General features: G+C 41.6%; 15 protein-coding genes and 2 pseudogenes. 7 read left to right on the top strand and 10 right to left on the bottom strand.

Annotation, left to right across the window (positions count from 1 at the left end):
* Positions 1-25: 25 nt before the first annotated feature.
* On the bottom strand, positions 26-703 hold the full coding sequence (gene pyrE, locus DWX59_RS26290) for an orotate phosphoribosyltransferase (RefSeq protein WP_117563114.1): 678 nt from the start codon (positions 701-703) through the stop codon (positions 26-28).
* A 119-nt stretch (positions 704-822) separates the two neighbouring features.
* Positions 823-1,035 (bottom strand): hypothetical protein, encoded by a 213-nt coding sequence (locus DWX59_RS26285; RefSeq protein WP_147325871.1) that lies wholly within the window; start codon positions 1,033-1,035, stop codon positions 823-825.
* A gap of 202 nt (positions 1,036-1,237) precedes the next feature.
* Between DWX59_RS26285 and DWX59_RS26280 the strand changes: the two genes are divergently transcribed.
* Positions 1,238-1,525: a hypothetical protein gene (locus tag DWX59_RS26280; protein ID WP_117563112.1), complete on the top strand. Its 288-nt coding sequence runs from the start codon at positions 1,238-1,240 to the stop codon at positions 1,523-1,525.
* Positions 1,526-1,562: 37 nt separating this feature from the next.
* On the opposite strand, the gene DWX59_RS26275 is transcribed toward DWX59_RS26280, so the two are convergent.
* From DWX59_RS26275 to DWX59_RS26260, 3 genes and pseudogenes are all read right to left on the bottom strand, one after another.
* Positions 1,563-2,276 (bottom strand): DNA-methyltransferase, encoded by a 714-nt coding sequence (locus DWX59_RS26275; RefSeq protein ID WP_117563111.1) that lies wholly within the window; start codon positions 2,274-2,276, stop codon positions 1,563-1,565.
* Positions 2,277-2,540, bottom strand: coding sequence for a helix-turn-helix domain-containing protein (locus DWX59_RS26270; protein WP_117563110.1), 264 nt, complete (start codon positions 2,538-2,540; stop codon positions 2,277-2,279).
* A 497-nt stretch (positions 2,541-3,037) separates the two neighbouring features.
* Positions 3,038-3,619 (bottom strand): annotated as a pseudogene (locus tag DWX59_RS26260) (IS5/IS1182 family transposase); the annotation flags it as partial.
* Between the two features lie 212 nt (positions 3,620-3,831).
* Between DWX59_RS26260 and DWX59_RS26255 the strand changes: the two are divergent.
* The 4 genes and pseudogenes from DWX59_RS26255 to DWX59_RS26240 all read left to right on the top strand — a co-directional run.
* Positions 3,832-4,028, top strand: a pseudogene (locus DWX59_RS26255) (VapE domain-containing protein); the annotation flags it as partial.
* A gap of 947 nt (positions 4,029-4,975) precedes the next feature.
* The gene (locus DWX59_RS26250) at positions 4,976-5,056 is read left to right on the top strand and encodes a hypothetical protein (protein WP_117563108.1); all 81 of its coding nucleotides are present in this window, start codon (positions 4,976-4,978) and stop codon (positions 5,054-5,056) included.
* Between the two features lie 540 nt (positions 5,057-5,596).
* Positions 5,597-5,758 carry a DNA-binding protein gene (locus DWX59_RS29095; RefSeq protein WP_235845200.1) on the top strand — a complete coding sequence of 54 codons (162 nt, stop codon included), beginning with the start codon at positions 5,597-5,599 and terminating at the stop codon, positions 5,756-5,758.
* A gap of 29 nt (positions 5,759-5,787) precedes the next feature.
* On the top strand, positions 5,788-6,711 hold the full coding sequence (locus DWX59_RS26240; RefSeq protein WP_117563107.1) for a DNA-methyltransferase: 924 nt from the start codon (positions 5,788-5,790) through the stop codon (positions 6,709-6,711).
* A 133-nt stretch (positions 6,712-6,844) separates the two neighbouring features.
* Here the strand turns inward: DWX59_RS26240 and DWX59_RS26235 are convergent, their stop codons facing one another.
* Positions 6,845-8,059 (bottom strand): IS110 family RNA-guided transposase, encoded by a 1,215-nt coding sequence (locus DWX59_RS26235; protein ID WP_117563106.1) that lies wholly within the window; start codon positions 8,057-8,059, stop codon positions 6,845-6,847.
* A gap of 285 nt (positions 8,060-8,344) precedes the next feature.
* Between DWX59_RS26235 and DWX59_RS26230 the strand changes: the two genes are divergently transcribed.
* Together DWX59_RS26230 and DWX59_RS26225 are read left to right on the top strand one after the other, a co-directional pair.
* Entirely contained in the window at positions 8,345-9,175 is an 831-nt protein-coding gene (locus DWX59_RS26230) for an EcoRI family type II restriction endonuclease (protein ID WP_117563105.1), read from the top strand.
* A gap of 9 nt (positions 9,176-9,184) precedes the next feature.
* Positions 9,185-10,102, top strand: coding sequence for an adenine-specific methyltransferase EcoRI family protein (locus DWX59_RS26225; RefSeq protein ID WP_117563104.1), 918 nt, complete (start codon positions 9,185-9,187; stop codon positions 10,100-10,102).
* Positions 10,103-10,177: 75 nt separating this feature from the next.
* On the opposite strand, the gene DWX59_RS26220 is transcribed toward DWX59_RS26225, so the two are convergent.
* The 4 genes from DWX59_RS26220 to DWX59_RS26205 all read right to left on the bottom strand — a co-directional run bounded on the left by DWX59_RS26220 (position 10,178) and on the right by DWX59_RS26205 (position 12,942).
* Positions 10,178-10,474 carry an integrase core domain-containing protein gene (locus DWX59_RS26220; protein WP_268878129.1) on the bottom strand — a complete coding sequence of 99 codons (297 nt, stop codon included), beginning with the start codon at positions 10,472-10,474 and terminating at the stop codon, positions 10,178-10,180.
* A gap of 11 nt (positions 10,475-10,485) precedes the next feature.
* Positions 10,486-11,142, bottom strand: a complete 657-nt coding sequence (locus DWX59_RS26215; RefSeq protein ID WP_147325869.1) for a DDE-type integrase/transposase/recombinase — start codon at positions 11,140-11,142, stop codon at positions 10,486-10,488.
* Positions 11,139-11,816 (bottom strand): helix-turn-helix domain-containing protein, encoded by a 678-nt coding sequence (locus tag DWX59_RS26210; protein ID WP_117563101.1) that lies wholly within the window; start codon positions 11,814-11,816, stop codon positions 11,139-11,141. Before DWX59_RS26210 ends, DWX59_RS26215 begins: the two co-directional genes overlap by 4 nt.
* Before the next feature lie 223 nt (positions 11,817-12,039).
* Positions 12,040-12,942, bottom strand: coding sequence for a dihydroorotate dehydrogenase (locus DWX59_RS26205; protein ID WP_117563138.1), 903 nt, complete (start codon positions 12,940-12,942; stop codon positions 12,040-12,042).
* Positions 12,943-12,958 lie beyond the last annotated feature (16 nt).

The raw sequence follows: 12,958 nt of genomic DNA, 5'->3' as shown, positions 1-12,958 counted from the left end.
CGCCTTTCCTGTTGGTAACATGCTGTTATGCCTGGGCGCCATACTGCTCATAGTAAGCGTCAATGGCTGCCTTTATCTGATCGTCGATGACTACTTTGCCGCCGCAGTCCCTGTTATAAAGATGCCCGACCACATCCTCCATGGACACAATGGCTGCTGTGGGGAATCCATATAAGTCCTTGATCTCGTCCAGTGCGCACTTCGTCCCTTTGCCCCGTTCCATGCGGTTCAGGGATACGATAAGGCCTTTAATCTCCACATTGCCCTGTGCCTTGAGGATTGGGAAGGTTTCCTCAATGGACTTGCCTGAGGTGGTCACATCCTCGATAATCATGACCCTGTCCCCGTCCTTTACCGGACTGCCAAGCAAAATGCCCGTATCCCCATGGTCCTTCACTTCTTTGCGGTTGGAGCAGTAGCGGATATCCTTGCCGTATAAATCACTGATTGCCATGGTGGTTGCAACGCTTAAGGGAATCCCCTTATAGGCCGGCCCGAAGAGCACGTCAAAATCCAGTCCGAAATTGTCGTGGATTGCCTTTGCATAGTATTCGCCCAGCTTCTTTAACTGGGTTCCGGTCACATAACTTCCTGCATTCATGAAGAAGGGGGACTTGCGTCCGCTCTTAAGGGTAAAGTCACCAAACTTAAGTACATTGCTCTCAACCATAAATTCTATAAATTCCTGCTTATAACTCTCCATATTATCATACGCTCCTTATTATTATAGGCATTTTCGCCATTTCTATTTTCTATTTTTCATTTTCATATCTGCCTTACCGTATCATCAAAATGTCATTTTATATCCAGCTTAACAGCCTGTCATTCCTTTTCCCAATCCCTTCCCCGGGAGATCTGCCAGTGTCCCCTCCTTTCAGCGATAATAATCGGGAAAGAACCGTAATCAGGACATTCATCCTTGATTCTATCATACCTGGTATATATTTTCAATCTGCAATCCTTATAGAATTTGTCCCATGGAATCTGTTTCAATGAATTTGTTTCTGAAAAACTGTTCCACTGCCCTTCATCCATGGCCCGGGCCATGTCACGGAATTGACGGACCAAATAGACATGGCTGACAGCTTATGGTAGAATATTTACACCGGATGGTATACTAAACCAATCCACAACAGGATACACAGCGAGGTGAAAAGCGCGGCAACCTCATGATGTTCCAAACCAGGTATGGAAGGAAGGTTTTAAAACGAAATGCAGTTGCGGCGGCCTTTTGCGCATGGATGCAGGCGACTCCATACAGGATGGGGTGTACCGATGGTATGCCACATACCATTGCAGTCAATGCGGCCTGGAAACAGAGGCGGATGGAACAGGAATTCACCTTCTGCCAGAAATCCAGGACTTCATCTTGGAGTACGAAGGTGAATGGAAAGTGGAGGCTGCAAAAGGGCATGCTGCATCTGTCAGCTATTTATTGGGTAAGATTTTAAAAATTTACCAGCTGCCCGGTATTGCCAGGGAATCAGGGCATCAGGGCATGCCCTATTACGGAACCCGTAATTAGGCAAAATTATTGATGTTGGGATGTTACTACAGTGGGATTAATACATTGACAGCCTTTCAAGTGAGGCTTTCACATATCTGTCATCTATATCCGTTCCGATAAAACGTCGATTATTCTTTAATGATGCCTCACCGGTTGTGGCAACACCCATAAACGGGTCGAAAACGATATCATTGGGATTTGATGCAATTAAAAGTAAATGTTCAATAAGTGCAAGAGGCTTTTGGGTTGGATGTTTTGGAGAAGTGAGTTTTTCTGGAGGGAGGCAAGACGGACATTCATAGAAATTGTGCATTTCATCTTGGGAAGAGAAATTCCAAGTATGGCCTTTATTCCAAAGGCAAATAACAAGTTCACAGCTATTAAGAAAACTGTTATGGTATACGCTTTGTGTAGGAGTTGTCTTATGCCAAACGAACAATTGAACTGTCGAGAACAGGGGATTGAAAGCATCATACCATTTACCAAGTAATGAATAACTGGTGAATATGAAAATGTTACCAGTTGGTTTTATTATTCGAGCAAAGGGTTCGATGTAATCGTCTGGACAGAGAGGTGTATTATCCCATTCTGCAATATTGTTATGGATTGTTTTCCCATTGTTAAGATGGATATTGCCTCTGGAAAAAGGTGCAAGGTTATATGGTGGGTCTGTTAGAATAAGGTCTATAGATGAATCGGGTAATCTCTTCATGAAGTTGAGATTATTCTCGTTGAATAATTTGTATCTATTTTTATTTGTACTGAACAATTAATCCTCCTGTGTTAGTTCTTTATTTTGATTTGAATTAGAGTCTTCTTCCACATTTTCATCATCAGGTAAGAAGACAAGAATATCATTTGGGGTGCAATCCAATGCGGTACATATGCTTTCAACTTTATCAAGAGCAATATATTGACCATTCTTAATTTTGGATATTATATTTGCAGAGATATTTGCTAATCTCATCAGCTGAGAGTTTGATATGTTGCGCTCGATTAAAATATGCTGCAGCTTTTTATAATTTACACTCATAGTGGCACCTCCATAATAGAAAATATCACGTTTCTATGAAAAAATCAACAAAAACATGAGAATAAAATGAAGGGAACTTAATTAGGGAGGGGGAGGGAAAATTTCTACAGATAATTGATTAGGAGACCGATGCCACCACCCCTCATGCGAATCTTCGCAGAATTTAACAATGGAGGATACTCACTAAAATCAGATTGAAGCAAAATATCCGCAGAATACCGACATCAGAGGCGGCTGCTGAAAAAGTAGAGGTATTTCAAATGATATTGGCGCAAAAAGTCATAAATGCAATAAAAGTCTCTGATTTTTTGGCCAATACCGTTCCGTTATTCCTCTGCTTTTCCCCTCATTTCCTTCATTCTTCGTCCTGAAGCCTCAGTATGCTTTTTATATTGGATATAAATATTGCTGCTCCTCCTGTAATTGCATCGAAAATAGACCCCTGCCTGTTGCACGGGTACAACCATATCGATTCTTTAACTCACTATTTTTTGTCTCTATTCTATAACGTTCTTTGTACGCACTCTGGAATTCTTCTGTATTGACATACTCCTGATGGGCCTTATCAATTGGTTGCGTATCGATATGCTGTATGTCCTACTTTTTGCTCCTTCTTTATAACAGCCTTCCTTTTTCGGGCAGTATTTACGGTTCCTTTTGTCAAAGCAATAAGTATCTACTGCTGTTCTCTCTTTTCCTTCCTTCGAAACCCCTGCTTTTCTGTGCTTTTCTTCTGTACTCATATGTCCATTTGGGCATATATACATTCCTGCATCTTTATTGTATTCAAATTCTTCCTTTACTTTCGTTTCATGGGTTTCACTTACCATTAATGGGGCTACCAGGTCTAGTGGTTCCGGATTTTTTTCTCCTTCTTTTCCCTGCTGTTTGGCATATCTCAGATTTGGCCCATCTCCATATGCAGAATCTGCTACCACCTGTCTGGCTTTCATCCCATTTTCCCGGCTGCCGCAAACCAGTTTTTCCATTTTATATCCATCGATTGTATTTCCAGATGTAAAAACTGCTGCTGTTAAAATCCGTTCCCTGCTCATTGCCAGTTGCAGTTTATATCCAAAAAAGTGTTTTCCTGTGACTTATGCCCCAGCCTTGCATCTGTATCTGATATCGTTTCGAAATGCTCCATTTCACCCAGGACTTCTTCCAGATTATTCATTTTTTCTTATAAAGCCGACATTTCTGAAATAGCCGAATCCTTCTTTAAGGTTTTTACCACCTCCCAGCAATAATCCATTGCCTCTTCCGTTTTCCACTCTACGGTTTTGTGTGAGCCGTCGCAGACGATTACACCTATGAAGCCTTAAATCTGTTCCTGATGGGAGCCATTCACCAGGCGTTCTGCCCCGGCTGCAAGTTTTAGATCATACTCTGCCTTGTGGGCGGTCAGGGACCCGGGAAAACCACCCAGCAGACCGCCCTCGCCAGTGTGTGTTCGGCTGTACGTCCAACGCCCTTGACTTCGAGCCGTCACGGAACAAATGGAACTTCTCTTCTAAAAATCCACTCCGTTGCCGACTTCGTTGCTATCCCGCTGTCGAGCCGTTTTCCTCCCCCACCCCCGTAACTACGGGTTTTTCTTCTCTTTGAGAACCAAAGCAACAGAGAATTAAAGAAAAGGTAAATAATAACCAGACAGGGATTATTTGCGAAGTTTTTTGAAGCTCGTTGCCGAGCATTTCCCTGCCCGGTTATTTTCATATGTGGAGGATAACTGCCTATGAAAGAAGTCCCAATTTTGGAAAAAAGTAATCTGAATCTGGAAGAAGCGGCTGATTAAACGCCGTTTTCGGGATTTAAAATATACAATTGATTTATTGCATCTTCAAGAAATCTACGCCAGACTTATAATGTATAACTTTTCTGAATTGATTACCTCGCACGTAGTCATAGAAAAGAAAAACAGAAAACATGAATACAAAGCCAATTTCTCTGTTGCAGCACACATATGACGGGAATTTCTATTAGGTAAAAATACTCCACCTGATATAGAAGCACTGATTGCGCGATACATAACTCCAATCCGTCTTGGCCGATTCCGTCCAAGGGGTATGAAGATTAAGAAGGCAATAAGCTTCATGTACAGAGTAGCATAAATTCTGTGAATTTCATATATTTTTTAGGCGAGGAAGAGTTCTTGCTGCTATTGCAGAATGTGGCTGCCGCTTTATTCCTATGACAGAGGAAGTCTATCAAAGTCTGAAAAATATCCTTGCCCGCCGCAAGAGAGTAAAAACGGAAATCTTAGTAGACGGGTACAGCGGCTTCATTTTACTAGATAAGGACGATAAGCCCAAGGTTGCGCTGCGTATCAAAAATGAAATGAGATAGGCGATAAAGAAATACAGAAAGTTGCACCCGGACAAACCGCTGCCAAACATCACGCCCATGTGTTCTGTCATACGTTCTGCACGAATATGGCAAATACCGGTATGGATATTAAAACCTTACAATATGTGATGAGACATTCTGATGTGGGTGTCACGCTGAATGTCTAGAACAGATGGTAAAAGTCATGGACTTTAAGTCCGCCGATATGCAGGAAAAGCAGAGAAAATCAGGTTGAAAACGAACAAAATACTACACCAGTTGCCCGTGAATTTGCGTAGATTTATAAAGAATATCGTAGGTTTGGGGCAAAACACGAAAAACGAAAAAAGCGCCGAACAGACTATTATATCAAGGTTTAAAGGCTTATGAAGGGATATAAACAAGATGATAAAAATACTATTTATCTGCCATGGCACTCCAGTTTTATGACAATGCATACCTTTGTAGACTGAGGCAAAATAGAGCAGATAGAAAGAGAGGTACTACCGACCTTACTACTAAGGGAGCAAGGTTGGATGCTTAAAGGAATAGAGCGATTAAAAGCCACAATCATTGGTAGTAATACTACTGGGGTGTGGCTTTGTTGTAATTAGAGGATAAGTTTTCAGGGGATAAGTTTTCATGTTCAATTATCATTGAATTTGTTCCGCATTTGGAATATAATAAAAGGGCATGTGGAGGAATGGATATAGAATATTTAACATCCAGTGAAATGGGATATTTCTAGTCGTAAAGTTAGAAAACTATGCGGAGAAGGAAGATTCGAGGGTGCAGTTCAAAAGGGCAATCTGTGGCTAATACCAGAAAACTCACTGAAACCAGAAGAGTTCCAAAAAGGAAGAAAAAAACAAGATAATGCTATGAGATAGTGTTACCTAATAAAAGGGAGGTTGCTATTATGGCGATTCATAATAAATCCCATAATAATCATGCGCTGATGTCATTGAATAAGATGCGGAAAGATGATAGCTTAAAGTACAAATCCGCAGCTGATTTTGAAACACCAACTGAGATTAAGTTACTTCTCAACGTTTCGGATTGTGGAGATTTCCTAAAACAATTGCCTGATAACTCAGTTCAATTAGTCTGTATCGATCCACCATATAACCTAGAAATTGCTGGGTGGGACATATATGATAATTACATTGAATGGGCATCGAAATGGATAGATGAAGCATACAGAGTGTTATCAGATAATGGAAGTATGGTTATTTTTGGTGGTATACAATTCAGAAATGTCAAATCGGGAGATTTATTAGACATAATACAGTATGTAAAGAAGAATACGAAGTTCAAGCTAATAAACACAATAATATGGCATTATAAAAATGGCATGTCTGCACACCGTTTTTTTGCCAACAGGCACGAAGAAGCAATTTGGTTGGCTAAATCAAATGATTACTATTTTGATTTGGATTCAGTCAGGGTGCCTTATTCAGAAGAAGATTTAAAAGTTGCATTAAGAGATAAGAGATTGAATCCTGAAACCACAAGGAAAGGGAAGAATCCAACGAATGTATGGGAAATAGGAAGATTAAATGGGAATAGTAAGGAGCGTGTAGGACATCCAACACAGAAACCAGTTAAGATTATAGAACGCTTTGTGAAAGCATTATCTTATCCAGGTTCTATTGTTCTTGATTTCTTTGCAGGTAGTGGTACGGTTGGAAGAGTGTGTATAAAAGAGGGAAGAAACTGTTTGATGTGTGACAGTGATAGAACATCCCTTGAATACTTTAAAAAGCATCTCTCACTAATGGAAGGACTTGGACAAAATAGAAACTATATAAAAATTGATAATGTTGATGAATTTTTCGAATAAAATACAAAAGCCTGCTAATAAAAAGTCAAGTGTTTTTTGAAGGAAATTTCAAAAAGTCGATTTGATATTTTAGGGCATAACTTTTAAGCCACCAGGACTGCCGGCCTTGAAAGGGGTGATATAGAAATGGGCGTTACTCTGCCTGCTCCAAGTTCCGCAGGCACTCTTTGACCTTGCCATAATAAATGCGGAGGAACTTATTCGCTCCGGCGATCATGTAGACATAGTAAGGCTTTCCCTGTGCCCGCTTCTTATCAAGAAAACGATATACCGGATCGTTCTCAGGGGCATTCTGGAGCAGGGTCGTCATGACCTGAAATAAGGTCTTGCGCAGCCTGGCAGAGCCAACTTTTGAAGCCCTGTTGCTCTTGGACTTGTGCTGGCCGGACTCATCCACGCCGGGGTCAACGCCTGCAAAGGCGGTCAGTGCTTCCCTGTGGGTAAATCTGGACACGTCGCCAATCTCGGCGATGAGCTGGGGGCCATAAGTCTTCCCAACGCCATAGATGCCCATCACGGTGCTGTATTCAGGAAGGGTGGATGCCAGCGCATTCATTTCCTGACGGAGACGCTCTACATGCCCGTAAGCAAGATTTAACTGCTGGATGCTCTGCTGTATCAACAGTTTGTAAGTCTTTTCCTTTGGGAAGACAGCAACCAGTTTTTTTGAGGCATTGAACAGTTTTTCGGGCTTGTCCTGTTGGAAGATGTAGTGGTGTTTCCTGCAGAAAGCCTTGTAGCGCTCTGTGAAGGTTTTTAACCCAATCCTGCGGACACAGTCCACATGCCAGAAAGAATAAGCATAATCCACCCATTTTTCACTTCCGTCCTGACGGGGCGGACTGTCAAAGAGTTTATTCACACCGGGATAAGTATTATCCAGCAGTGCAATGAGGTTTGCCTTTGCGGCAACCTTCTGCTTCATAAAGAAGCTGAATTGGGAATTCAAGGTTTTTAACTGGGTACGTGTATTGTCCATACCTGAATATTGGCGCAATTCTGCCCAGTTGTCAAGAGTATAGCGTGCAATCCTGCGGGCATCTGCGGGGTCAGATTTGACCTTGCGCAGGGAGTTGTTGCCGAAGTTTTTGATCAGGTGGGGATTCACAACGGAAACGAATAATCCGGTTTCGTACAGAGCCTTGAGCATGGGCTCATGGTATCTGCCCGTACATTCCATAACGATTTTGGTTGAGCCCTCTAATGAACCAAGGTAATGTGCAAGTTCAATGAGGCTCTGGGATGTATGGGAGACATCGAAAGGTTTGCGGATGACAGTGCCGCCAGGCTGCAGGACTGCGATGGTGCTCTTGCCTTTTGAAACATCAATACCTACTGCGTTGTACATTCTATGTACCTCCAAAAGTGAATCTGCATGGTTTCCAGCATTCCTCATTGCCGATTCAATCTCCTGGGGTGTCAAACGAACGTAAGTGGTAGTTCAACCTGCATAAATCGAACAGCTGCAATGACAGGCTGGCTGACTGGCTTTCGTACGGACGCTAATGGTCCTAGGAGGTGTCGTCAGACCGATGCCTAATCATTATACAGCTTAAACAATGAGAGGAATAAGTCCCAACTGGCTGTTGGGTACTGAAACCCTACACTTATATATTAGGAGGAGGGACAGCAAATGAAAAAGGGACAATCAAACAGATTAACAGAGCAGCAAAAAGAGGGACAAGGTCCTATTACAATCTTTCATAAGGATGCTCAAATCCATGATGCAGAGGTAGGAAATACATCTCTATTTGTAAAACAGCAGCTTGAATTTGAATTTCCTATGTTGAAGTTTAGATACAGAAAGGATTTATCAAAGAAGGAAATAAATGAAGCACTTAAAAAGATTGATGCTTTTCTTGGTCAAACACTTTTTGTGGAAAGTGCGAGTATAAAGCCAGATGGCGGTATTATTGAAGTACAAGATGATAATGGTAACTGGCGTGTTGTTCTTGTATCAGAGGCTAAACATCAAGGAAAAGATATTGAAAACATTAAGGCTGGAAAACTTGTGGGAAAGAAAAACAATCAAGACCTTATGGCTGCTGGTAATGCTATTGAAAGAGCATATAAAAACGTGAATGAGATAGCTAATTTTATGCTTTCAGAGTGTTACTTCCCATATCTTTTGTTCCTTGAAGGCTCAAATTTCTTGACACAGGATGTTGTTGTTACAAGACCTGACGGAAGACAAGTTACATTGGTTTATAATGACGGAACCTTAAATCGTCTTGATAGATTGACTGCTGCAAACTACGGTATGCCTATAAACACTAATTTATGTGAGAACAAATTTGTAAAAAGCAGTGGTGCTACTATAATGTTACAGGCGGCATCAATCTATACAAAGGGCGAGGGCGGTCATTGGCATGATAAAGATATGATTGAGGTTATGTTGGATGTTGCAAGGACATCATTGAAAATGTTAGGAAAGGATTTGTTTTCTCAGATTACAAAGAAGTAAGGAATTGTTATGAAAAAAAGAGTAGTTAATCATGCCCTTTTGGATAAAGCAAAGGTCAATAAGAAAGATGAGTTCTACACTCAGCTAATTGACATCGAGAGGGAAATGATTCATTATACAAAGCATTTTAGAGATAAGGTTATATATTGTAATTGTGATAATCCGAAGATGTCTAATTTTTGGAAATACTTTTATGACCATTTTAATGAATTGGAATTGAGGGAATTATATGCAACATTTTATGGATTCGGAGCAAGTTTTTATCGGTATGATGGCGAAAACTTGGGTATCACGCCGCTTCAAGGAGATGGTGATTTTCGCAGTGATGAATGTGTCCAGATTTTAAAGCAGAGCGATGTTGTTGTAACGAATCCACCATTTTCTTTATTCCGTGAGTATATAAGTCAATTGGATAGTCACAATAAAGATTTTCTAATTATTAGTAATATTAATGCAATTACATATAAAGAAGTCTTTCCTTTAATCCAGGCAAATAAAGTATGGTTAGGAATTTGTTTTGGAAGAGGAATATCTGGGTTTATTGTTCCAGAAAATTATGAATTATATGGTACAGAAACAATGGTAGATGAAAATGGTAACAGAATAATTTCTCCCAATAATTGTATGTGGCTAACTTCGTTAGATAACGAAAAGAGACATCAACCTATTAAACTAGTAAAAAAATACGAAGGAAATGAAGAAGTTTATCCGTTCTACGATAACTATTACGGAATAAATGTTAATAAAACTCAAGATATTCCTGCAGATTATATGGGAGCAATGGGAGTACCCATCACTTTCTTAAATAAGTATAATCCTGAACAATTTGAAATTATTAAATTTAGAAAGGGTGATGACGATAAGGACTTGAGGGTTAATGGGAAAGCTCCATATTTCCGTATTCTCATCAGACGAAAAATAGCATAAATTCCGGGTGTATCCCAAAGATTGTGTAAACCTCCAAACTGATGTAAGATAGAATGACTCAGTTTGGAGGTTTTTCTATGCACACCACTTTTCTTTCCATTTCTTCATTCGTTTGTTTTCTGCTATAGGATATTCTGGCGGTTTATCGCAGGCCATTGCTTCAATCCGTACTTCCAGAGGCGCCTTACACTGATACCTGTCCTGAGGACGTTCTTCACTGTAAAATCGTATATAATCCTTTATTGCATACCGTAAAGAGGCTTCATCTGTTATGTCATACATTTGATACATCTCGGACTTGATTATACCCCAGAATCCCTCTGTAGGGCCATTGTCTATGCAATACCCTACTCTTGACATGGACTGCTCCATTTTCTGGTCTTTCAGTTTCCTTTGAAATACCCTGCTTGTATACTGGAATCCTCTGTCGCTGTGAAAGAGGGGCTTTGCATCCGGATTGGCAGCAATCGCTTTGTCAAATTTTTAAATACTAATCGATTGTCGTTTCTGCGGCTGATTATATAGGAAACCGGGTACCGGTCATATAAATCCAGGATAGCACTTAAATACAGTTTCTTTTTCTCTCCGGGAACTTTAAATTCCGTGACATCCGTTGCCCATTTCTGGTTTGGGGCATCCGCATAGAACTCTCTCCTTAACTTATTTTCTACTGTTGTTTCCGGAGAAAAAGATTTATATTTATTCCTTTTCTTTCTGATGACAGCATGAATATTCAACTTTTTCATAATCCTATGAATCCGGTTACGACTGTAACAAGTATGGTTGAAATGATTGAGCCATGATGTCATTCTGTGATAGCCAAGTATGTGGCAGAACCGTTCATCATACTCCTTAATCAAAACAGCCAGCTTTTGATTTTCCTGTTCCGGTTCTGGGATGTCACGGTGCAGCCATTTATAGTATCCGGCTTTGGAAATTCCAAGCTGCTTACACATCCAGTTTACACTCCATTTCTTATCCTCATAGAAATGCTTTACTGCCAGATATTTTGATTCGTAACGTACTTTTCCCAGCTTCACATCCCTTCGAATTCTTTCACTTTTTTTAATAATTCAACCACCATATCTTTTTCTTCAAGCTTGCGTCTCAGACGTAGATTTTCACGCCGTAAACGCTCTAATTCATCGACTTCACTGTCCGTTTTGTGATATCCACGCTTGTCCGGCAGGCCTTCTTCTCCGTTAGCTTCATATTTCTTTACCCAGGAATAGACCTGGCTGTATGAAACATCAAATAAAGTGGCTGTATCCTTGTAATTACAATTATGCCCAATACAATATTTAACGATTTCCATGCGTTCATCAATTGTTGTTTTCCTGCGTGCTTCCGCCATATAGACCTCCCGTTTCGGATTATAATCCTTAAGTTCTCTATTGGCATTATACATGGAAATCCAGTTTCGCAAAACCTTTCGGCTTGAAATATTATATTTAGCTACAATGTCATCAACACTTCCTTCTCCGGACAAAACGGCTTCCGCACACAATATTTTAAAATCTGATGAATAGGAAGCGTTCCCCTGTTTACTCTGGAAGGCAGACAAACCATGCCGCCTATATTTGGCAACCCATTCTTTTAATGTTTTAGTACCGATTTGATAGTTAGTGGCCAGAGAGTTATATGAGACTAATCCGTTAAGATACTCTTGGGAAACCATTGCTCTAAATTCTGGCGTATGTGCTGATTTGGACATGAAAATACCTCCTAAGTACATTTTGGTTATTTACCTTGTCTACTTAAGAGGTATCATATCAGTTTATTTTTACTGTGACACAAACAGACCCGGCAGGGGATTGAATCCCCCATCCAGGTCTCCTTCATACATACGGACCATGTCAGCTTTCATGCCGCGGCCACCTTTTCCGCCGTCTCAATCAGCTATCTCACAGCCACAGCCGCCCCGCCGGCTCAATCAGCTATCTCACAGCCCCAATCAGCTGTTTTATATCGTCAATCCCATACCGCTCCATATAGGACCGGATTCCTTCCACTGCCTCCACCGTGGCATAAGGATTGTGGAAATTGGCTGTGCCGATTGCCACTGCGCTGGCTCCTGCCAGGATGAATTCCAGGGCGTCCTCCCCATTCATGATACCGCCCATGCCGATAATGGGCACCTGCACTGCCTGGGCTGTCTGGTAGACCATGCGCAGGGCCACGGGCTTGATGGCGGGACCGGAAAGTCCTCCCGTCTTATTGGCCAGGGCAAAAGCCCTTTTGTGTATATCAATCTTCATGCCGGTCAGGGTGTTAATCAGGGAAATGGCATCAGCTCCACCATCCTGGACAGCCTTGGCCATAACCGTGATGTCCGTCACATTGGGGCTTAACTTCATGATGATCGGCTGCTTTGCATGTGCCTTCACCGCCTTGGTAATGGCCAGGGCCGATTTCGGGTCCTGTCCAAAGGCAATGCCGCCTTCCTTTACATTGGGACAGGAAATGTTAATCTCCAGCATATCCACCGGCTCATCTCCCAGCCGCTCCACCACGTCAATGTAATCCTCCGTGGTCCTGCCGCAGACATTCACAATTATCTTAGTGTCATATTGTTTCAAGAAAGGGATATCCCTTTTGATAAACACATCAATCCCCGGGTTCTGCAGCCCGATGGCATTAATCATCCCGCCGTAAGTCTCTGCAATCCTGGGTGTGGGGTTGCCGGGCCACGGCACATTGGCCACGCCCTTTGTCACAACAGCCCCCAGCTTGTTCAAATCCACAAATTCACCGTATTCCATGCCGGAGCCAAATGTGCCCGACGCCTCCATCACCGGATTCTGGAATTCCACACCGGCAATCTTTACACTCATATTCATCTTCCGGGCCACCTCC

This window comes from Enterocloster aldenensis (assembly GCF_003434055.1).
GTDB lineage: Bacteria > Bacillota > Clostridia > Lachnospirales > Lachnospiraceae > Enterocloster > Enterocloster aldenensis.
This window is presented reverse-complemented; position numbering and strand designations above follow the sequence as displayed.